The 14,543-nt window shown below is 42.2% G+C and carries 15 protein-coding genes and 1 tRNA gene; 10 read left to right on the top strand and 6 right to left on the bottom strand.

Translation table 11 applies throughout. The features are described from left to right. Positions 1-197 precede the first annotated feature (197 nt). Positions 198-773 (top strand): YybH family protein, encoded by a 576-nt coding sequence (locus tag RMZ95_RS07740; protein WP_322686150.1) that lies wholly within the window; start codon positions 198-200, stop codon positions 771-773. Positions 774-781: 8 nt separating this feature from the next. Next, the gene (locus RMZ95_RS07735) at positions 782-2,062 is read left to right on the top strand and encodes a glycosyltransferase (RefSeq protein WP_322686149.1); all 1,281 of its coding nucleotides are present in this window, start codon (positions 782-784) and stop codon (positions 2,060-2,062) included. 198 nt (positions 2,063-2,260) lie between these two features. Here RMZ95_RS07735 and glmM read toward each other — a convergent pair whose 3' ends face one another. Next, positions 2,261-3,733, bottom strand: coding sequence for a phosphoglucosamine mutase (gene glmM, locus RMZ95_RS07730; protein ID WP_322686148.1), 1,473 nt, complete (start codon positions 3,731-3,733; stop codon positions 2,261-2,263). A gap of 571 nt (positions 3,734-4,304) precedes the next feature. Between glmM and RMZ95_RS07725 the strand changes: the two genes are divergently transcribed. From RMZ95_RS07725 to RMZ95_RS07700, 6 genes are all read left to right on the top strand, one after another. Then, a complete protein-coding gene (locus RMZ95_RS07725) occupies positions 4,305-5,021 on the top strand; it encodes a heme oxygenase (biliverdin-producing) (RefSeq protein WP_322667120.1) in 717 nt (238 codons plus the stop codon). Positions 5,022-5,406: 385 nt separating this feature from the next. Next, positions 5,407-5,580, top strand: coding sequence for a hypothetical protein (locus RMZ95_RS07720; protein ID WP_322671681.1), 174 nt, complete (start codon positions 5,407-5,409; stop codon positions 5,578-5,580). 114 nt (positions 5,581-5,694) lie between these two features. After that, a complete protein-coding gene (sfnG, locus tag RMZ95_RS07715; protein ID WP_322671682.1) occupies positions 5,695-6,792 on the top strand; it encodes a dimethylsulfone monooxygenase SfnG in 1,098 nt (365 codons plus the stop codon). Positions 6,793-6,943: 151 nt separating this feature from the next. Next, complete coding sequence (locus RMZ95_RS07710; protein WP_322671683.1) at positions 6,944-8,152, top strand: SfnB family sulfur acquisition oxidoreductase; 1,209 nt, start codon at positions 6,944-6,946, stop codon at positions 8,150-8,152. Positions 8,153-8,630: 478 nt separating this feature from the next. After that, positions 8,631-9,671, top strand: a complete 1,041-nt coding sequence (gene cobW / locus RMZ95_RS07705) for a cobalamin biosynthesis protein CobW (protein WP_322671684.1) — start codon at positions 8,631-8,633, stop codon at positions 9,669-9,671. A 111-nt stretch (positions 9,672-9,782) separates the two neighbouring features. Then, on the top strand, positions 9,783-10,253 hold the full coding sequence (locus RMZ95_RS07700; protein WP_322686147.1) for an ABA4-like family protein: 471 nt from the start codon (positions 9,783-9,785) through the stop codon (positions 10,251-10,253). A gap of 68 nt (positions 10,254-10,321) precedes the next feature. On the opposite strand, the gene RMZ95_RS07695 is transcribed toward RMZ95_RS07700, so the two are convergent. From RMZ95_RS07695 to RMZ95_RS07685, 3 genes are all read right to left on the bottom strand, one after another. Further along, entirely contained in the window at positions 10,322-10,537 is a 216-nt protein-coding gene (locus RMZ95_RS07695; RefSeq protein WP_322671686.1) for an acetyltransferase, read from the bottom strand. Positions 10,538-10,813: 276 nt separating this feature from the next. Further along, positions 10,814-11,122, bottom strand: a complete 309-nt coding sequence (locus tag RMZ95_RS07690; RefSeq protein ID WP_322667128.1) for a DUF3181 family protein — start codon at positions 11,120-11,122, stop codon at positions 10,814-10,816. Positions 11,123-11,241: 119 nt separating this feature from the next. Then, positions 11,242-11,499 (bottom strand): hypothetical protein, encoded by a 258-nt coding sequence (locus RMZ95_RS07685; protein WP_322667130.1) that lies wholly within the window; start codon positions 11,497-11,499, stop codon positions 11,242-11,244. Positions 11,500-11,623: 124 nt separating this feature from the next. Between RMZ95_RS07685 and RMZ95_RS07680 the strand changes: the two genes are divergently transcribed. Continuing rightward, complete coding sequence (locus RMZ95_RS07680) at positions 11,624-12,337, top strand: Uma2 family endonuclease (RefSeq protein WP_322686146.1); 714 nt, start codon at positions 11,624-11,626, stop codon at positions 12,335-12,337. An 87-nt stretch (positions 12,338-12,424) separates the two neighbouring features. Here the strand turns inward: RMZ95_RS07680 and moaC are convergent, their stop codons facing one another. Beyond that, positions 12,425-12,934: a cyclic pyranopterin monophosphate synthase MoaC gene (gene moaC / locus RMZ95_RS07675; RefSeq protein WP_322686145.1), complete on the bottom strand. Its 510-nt coding sequence runs from the start codon at positions 12,932-12,934 to the stop codon at positions 12,425-12,427. A gap of 34 nt (positions 12,935-12,968) precedes the next feature. Here moaC and RMZ95_RS07670 point away from each other — a divergent pair. Further along, positions 12,969-13,042, top strand: a tRNA-Arg gene (locus RMZ95_RS07670). A 39-nt stretch (positions 13,043-13,081) separates the two neighbouring features. On the opposite strand, the gene RMZ95_RS07665 is transcribed toward RMZ95_RS07670, so the two are convergent. After that, the gene (locus tag RMZ95_RS07665; protein ID WP_322686144.1) at positions 13,082-14,335 is read right to left on the bottom strand and encodes an MFS transporter; all 1,254 of its coding nucleotides are present in this window, start codon (positions 14,333-14,335) and stop codon (positions 13,082-13,084) included. Positions 14,336-14,543 lie beyond the last annotated feature (208 nt).

Raw genomic sequence — 14,543 nt, 5'->3', positions numbered from 1 at the left:
TAAATTAAAGCTTGTGTATATGGAAACAATGTAAAAATTATTTTAATCAGTGCCAGTCAACAGAAGTGGCAAAATGTGCGTATTAAGATTAAAACAATTATCAGTAAGCGTCACCCAATCTACAGGTTTTATAGCTCATGAAACAGAGACAAGTAAGCATATACAAATGCACTCAGCGACTTTGGAGTGTTTTGTTAATGTTAGTAATTTGGAATCTACCCCAATACGCTCTAGCAGATGTCAACCCACAGGAGATAAATGCAATTATTCGCACGCGGGATATTGCCCTGCAAGCCCTAAACACTCGCGATTTTTCCAAAATACAGCCTTACTTGCACCCAAATTTCACAATCACAACAGTTGATAATCAGATATTTCACAAAGTTCCTGAGTTTGAAAAGTACTGGAATCAGCAGTTTTCCAGTTCCATTAAAGATATCAAAATGCAACTAAAAGGAGATAGTCTTAGAACATTTCTCACTCCAGAAATCGATGTTGCCTCTGGAGAAGCGATCGCATCTTTCTTTTTCAAAGATGGCAAAGCGGCTGATATGGCCTTGCGATGGACAGCTGTGCTGCAAAAATTCCAAGATAAATGGACGATTCAATCGCTACATTTCTCCTCCAATCTGTTGAATAACCCAGTGTTGAATGCTGCTCAACAATTAGGGCGGATTCTAGCAGTTGCAGCAGGAGTGGGCGGTTTCCTTTTGGGAGCAGTGACAATGCTATTATTACGTCGCACGACTAAGCCACGAACCGAAAGGATATAGCAAATAAAGTGGGAAGTATTTATCAGTCCAGTAAAAATATTAGCTTTCATCGCCGTCTCAAAGCAACCCTAGTAGTTTTATTTGTCTGGGGTGGCGTGAGTTTACTGCACTGGCTACCAGAAACACAATGGTTGATGCTGGGATTAACGGCAATCCTGACTGTGCAAACGTTACGGATGCTGTTAGCTAAACCAGTGGTGGCGGTGATGGAGAGTGAAATTTATTTACCGTCAGTCTCGATTTTAGTTCCGGCTAAAAATGAAAGCCCAGTCTTGGCTAATCTAGTTTACAGCTTATGCCAACTGAATTATCCCAGCGATTCCCTAGATATTTGGGTTGTTGATGATGGTAGTACCGACGAAACTCCTCAAGTTTTGAAAGAATTACAAACTCAATTTCCAGCTTTACAAGTTCATCGACGGGAATCAAAAGGTGGTAAATCAGGTGCATTGAATGCAGTGTTTCCCTTTACTCAAGGGGAGATTATCTTAGTCTGTGATGCGGATGCTCAGTTAAGAGCTAATTTTCTCCGGCAAACAGTACCTCTGTTTCATAAGCAAGCGATCGGTGCAGTGCAAGTACGAAAAGCAATTTCTAATGCTAATACCAATTTCTTAACCCATTGCCAGCAGATGGAAATGAACTGTGATAGCTTTCTACAAACCCATCGCATTGCTATTGGTGGAATGTCTGAACTGCGCGGTAATGGGATGTTAATTCGTCGGCAATTATTAGAAAAGTGTCAAGGTTGGAATGAGAACACTGTCACCGATGATTTGGATCTTTGTTTCAAACTCTATTTAACAGGTACGCAAATTGAGTTTGTTACAGTTCCATCAATTCAGGAAGAAGGTGTAACTACTTGGGAAAAACTTTGGAATCAACGCTGCCGTTGGGCTGAAGGTGGCTATCAGCGTTACCTAGATTATTTTCCGCAAATTTTTACTTTAGGTTGGGCAAAAGAAATTGATTTACTATTGTTTTTTATATTGCAATTTCTTCTGCCAATTGGACTAATACCCGACTTACTTTGGACAATTTTTTATAGCCATAATCCAGTTCTGTTTCCCCTCCAGACACTACTTAGCATCATTCTGACAATTGCCTTTATTGCTGGACTTTACCAATTTCAAAATTTACGAGGATGGTCTTTGGTTTGGGCAACAATTCAAGGGTCATTATACATGGTGCATTGGATTCCTGTGATGATTGTGACCACTTCAAAGATGTGTGTGCAAAAGGAGCGATCGCGCTGGGTAAAAACTGAACATAGGGGAGGAATTAATTGAAGGAAAAATTATTTAGTAAAACAATGTTGTATCTCTGAATTTTAGTATATTTTCATCAACAATCCTTAAGCGAAACGTATTGGATAATTCGGGTTTAATAAGCAATCAAAATGTTACAGCTTCTAGACATAACCAAGGGTGGTTAATCGTAGAAGCTGTATTGGCGTTTTTTGAAGCTGAAATGAGATATTAGCTAATTTAATCCATCAGATGCTGCTGTACTTTGGCAACTAGTTCATTTGTCCAGTAGTTGGTGAGTTCAGCATTGGCTGCTTCCACCATTACTCTGATCACTGGTTCTGTGCCAGAGGCGCGAACCAAAATTCTGCCGGAATCGCCCATTGCAGCTTCAGCAAGAGCGATCGCTTGTTGCACAGGTTGGCAATCTTGCCATCCCAAACGGCGATCGCGATCGACAACGCGCACGTTCCGCAACAATTGGGGATAGGTTTGGAAGCTTCGATCTACTAATTCGCTCAAGGGAACACCTGCCTCTCTCACCAAAGATGCTATGTGTAATGCGGTTAACAAGCCATCTCCAGTGACGGCATAGTGACGGCAAAGAATATGCCCTGATTGTTCGCCACCTAGCATTCCCCCAGTGCGCTGCATTTCGGCTTGTACGTATTGGTCGCCAACTGCGGTACGAATTAAGTTACCACCAATTTGCTGCCAAGCTTTCTCAAAGCCTAAGTTGGCCATGACTGTAGATACAATCAAGTTGTCTGGCAATTGTTGGTTTTGTTGTAAGTGTCGTCCCCACAGGTAGAGAATGTAATCGCCGTTAACTTGCCTGCCTGTATTGTCTACTGCTAAGACGCGATCGGCATCGCCATCGAAGCCAAAGCCGATATCGGCGTTGTGTTCTTGTACCGTTGCTGCCAAAATGTCTAGGTGCGTGGAACCGCAGTTAACATTAATGCGATCGCCATCTGCCTCGTTATGCAAGCAGATTACCTCCGCTCCCATTTGGGTAAATACTGATGGTGCTAACCCAACTGCGGCTCCCCACGCCAAGTCTAAAACAATCTTCATTCCCTGAAGATTCAAGACACCGTTTAAGGGCTTTTTCAACGCCGAGCTATAATCTTCCACTAACTCGAAACGTGAGTAATGCCGTCCGCAATTACTGACTCTGGCGATCGGTGATATCTTGCCACGCAGTCCCGCTTCAATTTCTGTCTGCAAGATTTGCGGCAACTTCCCACCATTGGCAGCAAAAACCTTAATTCCATTGTCTTCTGGAGGATTGTGGCTGGCAGAAATCATCACTCCGCCAATGGCATCACTGATACTGGTGAGATAGGCAACGCAAGGAGTGGGACATAATCCCAAATACCAAACCTCTAACCCTGCTGCTGTTAACCCTGCACTCAAAGCCATTGCCAGCATATCGCTGGAGTTTCTAGAGTCCTGTCCGAGAATGACTGGCCCTACTTGAGCAGCATGGTTACGTAAAACAATCCCCGTCCAAAAACCAACTTGCAATGCTAAAGGCGCATTCAGTAATTCTCCGACTCGTCCGCGAATCCCATCTGTGCCAAATAAGGGATTTGCTGGTAATGGGATTAAATTCAGTCCAAAACTGCTCTCAATCCCTTTGCCCAATCCCTCAACTTCAGAAGTAGAACCCCCAGAAATGCCCGATGTCCGAGTTATAGATGAAACCATATTTTTAAACACTCCACACAATCACACTGAAAAATAAATAGCACTTAAGACTTTATTCAGCAATTTTGACATGCTTTTTCTCTTTATAAATTCATTTTAGATCGAGCCATCTTTACGTAATAATACTGAATTTTTCTTTCTAAGATTGTAAATCTTTGATAAAGTCAGTATTGGTTTTTACTTTATTAGTAAAGTCTCCACATCTTAGCTGATTATTCCTTTTATGCCGACAATTTTCGTTTTGATTTTTATCTGTATTAGTTCACACTTGATAATGCTATTACCAAATAAGTATGTAATAAATATTACTTTTGGTAAATCGCAAAATTTTTCATCCAAGCTGAGAATGAAAGCAAGATTCAGCTAATAACAACAAAAAATCAAAATCTAAAATCTAAAATTCTGTTCTCTTAGCCTTATCGCTGTGTAAAAAACTACAAAATCATTGCAGCTTAAAAAATTTTAATATAAATTCTCATCAAATAGTTTTAAGGTAACGTTTTAATGGCCTTTTTAGCCGTTAGTAAATCAAAACTCCGGCAGTAAACTTTTTAAAGTTGAGAAATTTAGCATGAGCAGCAATTTAGCAACCAAATTACGTGTAGGCACTAAGAAAGCCCACACAATGGCAGAAAATGTAGGTTTTGTCAAGTGCTTTTTAAAAGGAGTAGTGGAAAAAAACTCTTACCGGAAACTAGTTGCTAACTTCTACTTCGTCTACTCAGCGATGGAAGAGGAAATAGAAAAGCACCGCCAGCACCCAATAGTTTCTAAAATTAACTTTCCTCAGCTAAACCGCAAGCATAGCTTAGAGCAAGACCTAAGTTATTACTTTGGTGCAAACTGGAGAGAGCAAATCAAACTATCTCCCGCAGGTGAAGCTTATGTACAGCGCATCCGAGAAATATCTGCTACAGAACCGGAATTGTTAATTGCCCATTCATACACTCGTTACATAGGTGACTTATCCGGGGGACAAATTCTCAAAAATATTGCTGTAACAGCGATGAATTTGTCTGATGGACAAGGAACAGCCTTTTATGAGTTTCCAGAAATTCCTGATGAGAAGGCATTCAAAACCAAATATCGGCAAACTTTGGATGAATTACCCCTTGACGAGGCGGCAACCGATCGCATCGTTGATGAAGCTAACGCCGCCTTTGGCACGAACATGAAGCTGTTCCAGGAATTGGAAGGTAATTTGATCAAGTCGATCGGTGTGATGCTGTATAATAGTCTTACACGGCGTCGTACACGTGGTAGTACTGAACTCGTCACAGCTGAGTAATCGTGTTGAGATTGCGGAGTCTGGTGTGTGGAGTCATAAATTCAGATAGGCTGATGAAGGATAATTCATAGGTGTTTCTGGCGAAAGAGCGATCAACGCTCAAAATATTTAGGGGCAATAGCCTTGTGACTGCTTTTGAGATGTGAAAGTAAGCATGGGGAGATTGCCCCTCAATTTTGATTGGATTGGGAATTGGGAAGATAAGTATCTGGATTCAAAATCCCAACCAAATTTTGAAATATTTTCTAGTTTAGTAGTTTACACTACCACATTTATCAGTACCGATGCTTTGTCGAGTTCTGACTGAATCAGGCTGATAACCAGCAAATATAAAATAATAAAATACTCAGTAAAAGTCGGCAGTATTCCAAAATGGAATACGGAAATGGAATTTAAGTATATCGAGTCACGACATCGAAAAAATTGTCGCGATCGAGTCCGATTAATTAAAAACTACGGTAATACGATCGAGTTGTGGTATATTACCACCATCAGAAAATTGTCTACTTGTAAACTCAGAATAGTTTTCAGCCGCTCTCAAGCTTTCGATTTTGACTAAAATTTTGCCCGATTGAGTTTTAGCTGATTTGTTAGCGATGACAAATTAGGCTTTGTTACATCACTTGCAAAGTGAGAAAAATAACCAAGCAGTTTCAATTACAAACGCACAATTATGGTAGATATTAAGTTCGCATACTGGATTCCCAACGTTAGCGGGGGGTTAGTTGTGAGTAAAATTCCCCAACGCACAGATTGGACTTACGAATACAATGCTCAACTAGCTCAGACGGCTGAAGAAGTTGGATTTGAATATGCTCTAGCACAAGCCAGATTTATCGCTAGCTACGGCGCTGAGTACCAATTAGAGGCATTAACAACCGTGTCGGCTCTAGCTCCTGTCACCAAGAAATTGAAATTGATTGCAGCAGTTCACCCTGGATTGTGGCATCCGGGAGTAGTTGCCAAAATGGGTGCAAGTATTGATTTTCTCTCTAACGGCCGATTTGCTTTGAATGTAGTTAGTGGCTGGTTCAAAGATGAATTCACTATATATGGTGAACATTGGTTAGATCATGACGAACGCTATCGTCGTTCAGAGGAATTTATCCGCGTTCTCAAGGGTTTGTGGACTGAGGATGAGTTTCACTTTAAAGGCGACTTTTACCGCATTAACGGCGGTTGGGTGAAGCCTAGACCAATTAATCAGAATCCTCACCCGGAGATATTCCAAGGTGGTAACTCCAAAGCAGCGCGGCGCATGGCTGGCCGCGTCTCTGATTGGTATTTCATGAATGGCAATACCATAGAAGGCGTGAAAGAGCAGATTGCAGAGGTGTCTGAATTAGCGAGTCTTCAAGGACGCACAATTAAGTTTGGTTTGAATTCCTTTATCATCGTGCGAGATACGGAAGCAGAAGCGCATGAAGTATTGCGCGATATTATTGCCCAAGCTGATGTGGAAGCGGTGAAAGGATTTGGCGAAGCAGTGAAACAGGCGGGAGCTTCAACTCGTGAACGTCAGGGAATGTGGGCGAATTCCAATTTTGAAGACTTGGTGCAGTATAACGATGGTTTCCGATCGGGGTTGATTGGTACGGCTGAACAAGTAGCTGAAAAGATTCGCCAGTTCCATGAAGCGGGAGTCGATCTAATTCTTGGTGGCTTCTTACACTACACAGATGATTTACCAGCATTTGGTAAGACAGTAATACCAATTGTGCGCGAACTTAAATCTAATCCTCGGACAGCTGATGAGTTGGTTGGAGTGTAGATTAACAGCAACATACTTTGTCGGAGCGGGTTTTGTGGATTGAAGCTGTTGTAGATAACAGCTATATCTGAACGGCACTAAGAAAAATCCAAAGGCTGTCTCATAGTAGTGGCGATTATGAGTCACTCAATCACAATCAAGGAGTTTTACTATGACATCAGTAATTGATGCTGACCAGAAGGCGCATATTATTCAAGATGACAAAGAAGCGATCGCGATCGCTCACGAATTAGCAGCTGAGTTTGCCAAGGGAGACTCAGAACGCGACCAAAATCGGCGTTTACCTGCTGAGGAAGTAGAAAAGTTCTCCCAGAGCGGATTGTGGGGAATTACAGTCCCGAAAGAGTATGGCGGTGCTTTTGTATCGAATGCCACCCTCGCAGAAGTAGTTAAAATCATCTCCGAAGCCGACTCTAGCCTCGGTCAAATTCCCCAAAACCATCTCTATATGGTGGAAGCAGTCCGGTTAGATGGTACAAATGAGCAGAAGAAGTTTTTCTTTGATTTGGTTCTCCAAGGTAAACGCTTCGGTAACGCCTTCTCGGAAATTGGCACTAAGTCTGTGACTGATGTCCAAACAAAATTAACACCAGATGACTCTGACTTCGTACTCAACGGACGTAAATACTACTCTGCTGGGGCACTATTGGCACATTGGGTTCCCGTGATTGCCAGTAATCCAGATGGTAAGACAGTGGTGGCATTTGTCGAAAGAGATGCCGAAGGATTAACCCTACTCGATGATTGGACAAGCTTCGGACAGCGTACCACTGCTAGCGGCACTACGATTATTGAAAATGTGAAAGTTAAGGCAGAACACGTGATTCCGCACTACTTGGCTTTTGAAAGGGCAACACCAATGGGTGCGATCGCCCAAATCATCCAAGCCGCCGTAGACGTGGGAATTGCTAAAGCAGCAGTCCGTGACACCATCTACTTTGTCCGCAACCATACTCGTCCTTGGGTTGACAGCAATTTAGAAAAAGGCTACGAAGACCCCCTGACGCTCTATAACTTAGGCAATGTCCAAATTCAGGTTCACGCTGCGGAAGCATTGCTGCGACGTGCAGGTGAGTTTATCGACATCGCCAACGAGTCAGGCTTAGAAGAACCCAAGGTAGTTGAAGCATCAATTGCAGTTGCCGAAGCCAAAGCCTTAGCCACCGAAGCATCACTACTAGCTACCAACAAACTGTTTGAACTAGCAGGTACTAAATCCACATTAGAAGAATTCAACTACAATCGCCACTGGCGAAATGCTCGTGCTCACACACTGCACGATCCCGTCCGTTGGAAATACTACGCTGTTGGTAACTACTTCCTCAACGGCGTCTATCCCCCGCGCCATCCTTGGTTGTAATTGCAGCATTTTCTACTGGGGTGAAGCTTTCAGAATTAACATTTACCAGAATGCTTTACCCCTGATAAGAGACTTCCAAATAAAAAAATATCCCATCGCTTTGACGGCAGGGGGGCAGGGAGCAGGGGGAGAAAAAATCATTTTGACTCAGTGAAATTGGATAATTTATTTCTTGGAGTCCCTAAATTTATTGATTTGTCATCCCGTTCAATCAAACTCCGCCAAATATTAGCGGGTTCTTCATAATTTTTCACTTATTCGGCAGATGTTGCTTTTTGTTTCAACTCCTCTACCGTTTGTGCAACACTGATTTCAGGAATTAAAGCCAAGCCTAAACTCAACAATAACGGGAATATTTTCCGGCTTACCATAGACTTTCAGCTTAAAATAACTAAGTCAATCTTCAAACCAAGCTTAATCTCAGTATTTAAGTTTGTAACCCGTAAAACTTCTCATACTGAGTAAATCAGGCAAAAATATGGCAACGAAAATTCCTGTCACAGTGATTACAGGCTTCTTAGGTAGTGGAAAAACCAGCCTAATTCGCCACCTGCTACAAAACAACGAAGGACGGCGTATTGCCGTTTTAGTCAATGAATTTGGCGAACTCGGTATTGATGGCGAATTGTTAAAATCTTGTCAAATTTGCCCCGAAGATGGTGAGGGCGACACTAATATCTTTGAATTAACTAACGGTTGCTTATGCTGCACTGTGCAGGAAGAGTTTTACCCGACGATGCAAGAGTTAATCAAGCGACGAGATAGCATCGACTGCATTTTGATTGAAACTTCTGGTTTAGCTTTACCAAAACCACTGGTGAAGGCTTTTCGCTGGCAAGAAATTCGTAACGCCGCCACTGTAGATGCAGTGATTACCGTGGTAGATTGTGCGGCGGTTGCAGCCGGGACATTTGCTAGCGATCCAGATGCGATCGCAGCCCAGCGACAAGCAGATGATAATCTAGAACACGAAACACCTTTGCAAGAACTGTTTGAAGACCAACTTGCTTGTGCAGACTTGGTGGTGTTGAATAAAATTGACTTGGTAGATGCCGAGACAAAAGCCAGAGTTGAAGAATTGATTAAGCAAGAGTTGCCCAGAGTGGTGAAAATTGTCGAGAGCGATCGTTCTCAATTAGACGCATCTATATTATTAGGATTCCAAGCCGCAGTCGAAGACAATTTAGATTCTCGTCCTAGTCATCATGATACTGAAGAAGACCACAATCACGATGAAGAAATTACTTCAGCTAATTTAATTTTGGATCGTACCTTTGACCCCGAAAAGCTGCAACAGCAGTTGCAAACATTGGTACAACAACAAGAAATTTACCGGATTAAAGGCTTTGTCGCAGTACCTAATAAATCCATGCGCTTAGTAATGCAAGGCGTGGGAACCCGATTTGATAAATTTTACGATCGCCCCTGGAAACCAGAAGAAGCTAGGCAAACGCGGTTAGTTTTCATCGGGCGTGATTTGAATTCTTCAGAAATTGAATCACAGCTTGTAGCTTTATAAGTATACCCTGATTCCTGACTTCTTTGAAAAGTCGGGAATCTATCTCTTGAAGTTAATTCAAAACGAAAGCAATAATAACTTCAAATTGCTAACTCATCACTTTAGACAAATATGACGATTTCTCAACTATTTAATATTGCCAATCTTTTCGTATTGCCATTTTGGGCATTGATGATTTTATTGCCTAACTGGAAAATTACACGGCAGATAATGTCATCATATTTACCCTTTGTGCTGTTAGCTGGGGCATATTTGTATTTGTTTATCAACAGCATTACGCCAGAAAATGCTCAAGCTTTATCGAATCCTCAATTAGCTGATATTGCACGATTTTTTGCAGACGAAACAGCTGCGGCAACAGGTTGGATTCATTTTTTAGTGATGGATTTATTTGTCGGTCGCTGGATTTATTGGGAAGGACAGAAAACAGGTGTTTGGACAATTCACTCTCTAGCTTTATCTTTGTTTGCTGGGCCTTTGGGGTTACTGTCTCACATCTTGACTGAGTGGATTACTAAGACATTTTTCCCGAAGTTTCAGCAGAATGAAGGAGTGACGGCAGGAGAAAAAGCTGCGTCATAATCTTACACATAATAGGGTAGCACAGCAGTGCTACCCTATTATTTAGTAGTTACCTGATTTTAAAATCATTAACCGTTGTCGTGTCTATAGTCAGCATCTAACCAACAGCGTGGTAAAACTTCACCTGAAGGAAAAACGAGATTTTCTTTTTTAAAGCTTTCAGGTTGCTGTTCTTCTTGACCTTCTTGGTCTTTTGCGCGAACAACATCATTATTCGGGTCAATTAATTCCTGAATTTCAACAATTTTTACCAATTCGCCACTATCTTTGACTTGTAAAAGCATAGAAATTGCCTCAATGAGTTTGCATGAAAGTTCAAAGCGAGTCTCAACATAAACTCGCTCAAATCTAAACTGATTTTGAACGCGGAGATTCCTTAATTGTTAAAGGAAATTTTTATCAGACCACACAGAAATTACACGAGATTCATCTATGTGTATCTGTAGAGTTAATATTTATAAAATTCATACTGCAAACATCTTCCTCATTCACAAGAGAAACTCGAATCAGGAAATGCTGATTAACAAAATTGTCTAGCCAAGATAAGTTTGTTTTATCTATTAAAAATCGCGTTGATATTTTTCCAAAATATCAACTAATGTTACCTGGCATTGTAGGGGTAGTAAATCGATTAAAGGAACTTCACGTTTCCCGCCGCCAATTTTTACTGGAATCGCTCCCAAGACTTGTAAAACTCGGTCTTCATTGACAGCGTTGGAAGTAATTAAGGGATACAGTTGCTCGGCAACAACTGTATGCAGTTTGGCATTAGATAAATAAAGATGCCATTTGGCAACATCTATGTAGACGTTTTCGCCAATTTCAGCTGCTAGGGCTTCTAGTAGTTCTGTGGTGTTAGTCTTAGCCATAAAAATAACCCTACATTAAGAAAAAGTGCGAAATCTCAGGCTTTTTTATATTATGGCTCAATTAACAGGCTAATCCTACTACCAGAAGTTACAATCGCCCTAGCATGAGTAATCCATCTTCAGGTGGATTTTGGTGGAGTTTCGGTGTAGTTAGCGATCGCACTAATATAAATCAGATGTGCTAACACTATTCCCGTCCAACTTAACGTTACCAAAGGCAGCCACTCCCAGGTAGTGTCTTTCAAAATGTGGAAAAACCACAACCCGGAATTAATACAAGCAGCAATCGCCACATGGATAGCAAAATTCATCCGGTCATCGATCTTGCGGTAATCAGGGTCTTTGCGATCGGGTTTGCGAGGCCAACGAGGAGGCATAAATATTTGTTACAGATTTAAATACACCCTACTCATTCTAAGGTTTTTAGTGCAGTCGTTGCTATTAGACTTCTAGAAGCAGTCATAATTGAATTGGAAGTCAAGAGCCACTGGGTTAAATCCGATGACGATCTTTGAGCAAATAGACCCCGATCTCCTCTATCCAGATAGCGACGGCAAACCAATGGCAGACAATACAGAGCAATATCGTTGGATTGTCTTGATTAAGGAGAATTTAGAGATTCTGTTTGCTAATAATGACAATGTTTTGATTGCAGGAGATTTGCTCTGGTATCCAGTCCGTTCTCGGCTGATTACACCGACTGCACCTGATGTGATGGTTGTCTTCGGTAGATCAAAGGGTAAACGTCGTTCCTATCGCCAGTGGCAAGAAGATAATATTCCACCACAAGTAGTCTTTGAGATTCTTTCTTATAGTAATGATACCAAGGAGATGGAGCGCAAGCTGGAATTTTACGATACCTATGGTGTTGAAGAATACTATTTATACGACCCTGAAAGTTTTCAACTAGATGGCTGGTTGCGGCAAAACAACCATTTGAATAAGCTATGGCAAATGGATGGTTGGATCAGTCCCCGCTTAGGAATTAGATTTCAAACGGGGCTTGGAGAGTTAGTAATTTACCGTCCAGATGGACAGAGATTTTTAAATTCCCTGGAACTCAATCAACGGGCTGAACAGGCTGAGTTATTGGTAGAACAAGAACGCCAACGCGCTGAACAAGAACGTCAACGCGCCCAACAAGAACGCCAACGCGCTGAACAGTTAGCAGCATATTTGCGTAATCTCGGCATTGATCCTGACAATCTGCCGTGACTGGGGAGCAGGGGAGCAGAGGAGCAGAGGAGAAGTAGTAGTATAGATTTTTTCCTTATGCCCCATACCCAATGCCCAATAGCTAGCTTATTGCTCTGCCGGCGAATAATCTCCTGATTTACCGCCACTCTTACTTATTAAACGAATTGATTCAATTTGAATCGACTTTTCTAAAGCTTTTGCCATATCGTATAAAGTCAAAGCAGCGACAGAAACGGCAGTTAAGGCTTCCATCTCTACACCGGTTTCAGCTTTGGTTTTGACTGTGGCTTGAATTTGATAACCCGGTAGTTGGGGATCGGGTGTGATTTCGACTGCGATTTTTTGCAAAGGCAACGGATGACACAGAGGAATTAAAGTGGCTGTTTGCTTGGCTGCCATAATTCCAGCCAATCTTGCAGTTGCCAACACATCCCCTTTTGGCACATTTCCGGCTTGAATGGCAGCGAAGGTGGCTGGCAGCATCCGCACCTGAGCAGCTGCTACTGCTTGGCGAATGGTAGGTGCTTTATCAGACACATCTACCATTTGTGCCTGTCCTTGGGGATCTAGATGAGTTAAGTTGGCAAAATTAGATAGAAAATTATCTTGCGCCATTTGGTTAGAACGTGTTAATATAGATTGTCGGTGAGGGCGTGTAGCTCAGTGGACTAGAGCACGTGGCTACGGACCACGGTGTCGGGGGTTCGAATCCCTCCTCGCCCGTTTTTAAGAAGTTAAGAGTTGAAAGTTAGGAGTGAGGAATTAAATTTCATCACTCCTAACTTTTAAGTTTTTCAAGGCGTAGGCATCTGGAGCTAGACCTAGTGCAAAGCGCAGTGAGTTGGATAGGTTTTTGCTTGAATGGGTGAGGAAGAGGATAAGTGCTAGAGAAGTAATTGCAGCACCGTAGCCAAACATATCGCGGTAGCCTACAAGTTCTGCGATAATGCCCAAAAGAGGAGCAGCGATCGCAATTCCCAAATCAAGTCCAGCTATGCAGATAGCAAAAATTTTCCCCCGTTCTTGCGGCAGGGAGCGATCTGCCATCATAGTAACCATCATCGAGAACAGTGTACCACCACCAGCACCTTCAGCGATCGCAGCCAGTAAGAAAACGATCGGGCTGTAAGCCTGCCACAGCAGTATTAACGCTAAAACGTAGCAAAAAATCCCAAAGGTAATAAACAAACCCCGCCCTAAGCGATCGCTTGCCTTACCAGCAAATATCCTAATACTAAAACTAGAAATCGCCGCAGCTGTAAAAAACAGTCCGCCATTGAAGTCCACTTCAGTGGATTTGAGGAACAACGACACAAAAGTATGTACAGCACCAAGGGACAAACCAACCAGCAACATAACTAAAGTTGGAACTCTCACCCGTGGACTGACCAAAATTTGCCAAAAGTTGCGAGCTTCTCCCTCTGTCTGCTCCTGCGTTTGCACTGGCGGATTCGTAACTTGTAAAATCCCTAAGAAGGCGACAAAACCCAATTCAGCAGATAACAGAAATAATATCCCGTAACCACTTGTAGCTTCTAAATACCCTCCTAAGGCAGGGCCAATTGCTAAACCAATGGGAGTTGCTAGGGTCATGTAACCAATGATTTCACCACGAGTTTCAGTGGGAGCTAAATCTGCGACTAAGGCACTGTAGCCAGTGGTAAAAGCGGCAACACTAATGCCGTGAAAAATCCGCACCAAGATTAATAACCCAATAGATCGGGTTGCCAAGTAACCAAAGGGTGCGATCGCAGCTACGATCGTACCAATCAACAAGACAATTTTGCGATCGCGTTCATCGGCTAACCGTCCCAGCATTGGGCGAGAGAGCAATAAACCAATGGCGAAACTGCCCATGACAATCCCAATTTCTTGCTTGCTTGCGCCCACATCATCGATGTAAAGCGGTAGAGTTGGTAAAAGCGAAGACATACTTGACCAGAATAATAAACCTGCCGTAAATAAAATCAGCAGGTTACGCCGCAGTTCGGCATTAAATGTATTAAATGCTTTCAAGGTAGATGCAATTTAACTAGTTTTTTGTCATTTGTCATTTGTCATTTGTCATTTGTCATTTGTCATTTGTCATTTGTCTAGAGTCAACCAATATTTACTGTTAATTATTTGCTAATGACCAATGACCAATACTTCGACTTCGCTCAGTACAAGTGCCCAATGCCCAATGCCCAATGCCCAATGCCCAATGCCCAATGCCCAATGCCCA

This window comes from Nostoc sp. DedQUE07 (genome assembly GCF_034530975.2).
Taxonomy (GTDB): Bacteria; Cyanobacteriota; Cyanobacteriia; order Cyanobacteriales; family Nostocaceae; genus Nostoc.
The sequence above is the reverse complement of the archived record's forward strand: the minus strand, read 5'-3'. Positions and strand labels throughout refer to the sequence as shown.

What these genes read in the sequence shown, in the direction of transcription:
- moaC (WP_322686145.1), bottom strand. Translation starts at nt 12,934, where the DNA reads ATGGCGCAAGATAATTTTCTATCTAATTTTGCCAACTTAACTCATCTA.
- RMZ95_RS07725 (WP_322667120.1), top strand. Translation starts at nt 4,305, where the DNA reads ATGAGCAGCAATTTAGCAACCAAATTACGTGTAGGCACTAAGAAAGCC.
- cobW (WP_322671684.1), top strand. Translation starts at nt 8,631, where the DNA reads ATGGCAACGAAAATTCCTGTCACAGTGATTACAGGCTTCTTAGGTAGT.
- RMZ95_RS07700 (WP_322686147.1), top strand. Translation starts at nt 9,783, where the DNA reads ATGACGATTTCTCAACTATTTAATATTGCCAATCTTTTCGTATTGCCA.
- RMZ95_RS07720 (WP_322671681.1), top strand. Translation starts at nt 5,407, where the DNA reads ATGGAATTTAAGTATATCGAGTCACGACATCGAAAAAATTGTCGCGAT.
- RMZ95_RS07680 (WP_322686146.1), top strand. Translation starts at nt 11,624, where the DNA reads ATGACGATCTTTGAGCAAATAGACCCCGATCTCCTCTATCCAGATAGC.
- glmM (WP_322686148.1), bottom strand. Translation starts at nt 3,733, where the DNA reads ATGGTTTCATCTATAACTCGGACATCGGGCATTTCTGGGGGTTCTACT.
- RMZ95_RS07690 (WP_322667128.1), bottom strand. Translation starts at nt 11,122, where the DNA reads ATGGCTAAGACTAACACCACAGAACTACTAGAAGCCCTAGCAGCTGAA.
- RMZ95_RS07695 (WP_322671686.1), bottom strand. Translation starts at nt 10,537, where the DNA reads ATGCTTTTACAAGTCAAAGATAGTGGCGAATTGGTAAAAATTGTTGAA.
- sfnG (WP_322671682.1), top strand. Translation starts at nt 5,695, where the DNA reads ATGGTAGATATTAAGTTCGCATACTGGATTCCCAACGTTAGCGGGGGG.
- RMZ95_RS07685 (WP_322667130.1), bottom strand. Translation starts at nt 11,499, where the DNA reads ATGCCTCCTCGTTGGCCTCGCAAACCCGATCGCAAAGACCCTGATTAC.
- RMZ95_RS07740 (WP_322686150.1), top strand. Translation starts at nt 198, where the DNA reads ATGTTAGTAATTTGGAATCTACCCCAATACGCTCTAGCAGATGTCAAC.
- RMZ95_RS07710 (WP_322671683.1), top strand. Translation starts at nt 6,944, where the DNA reads ATGACATCAGTAATTGATGCTGACCAGAAGGCGCATATTATTCAAGAT.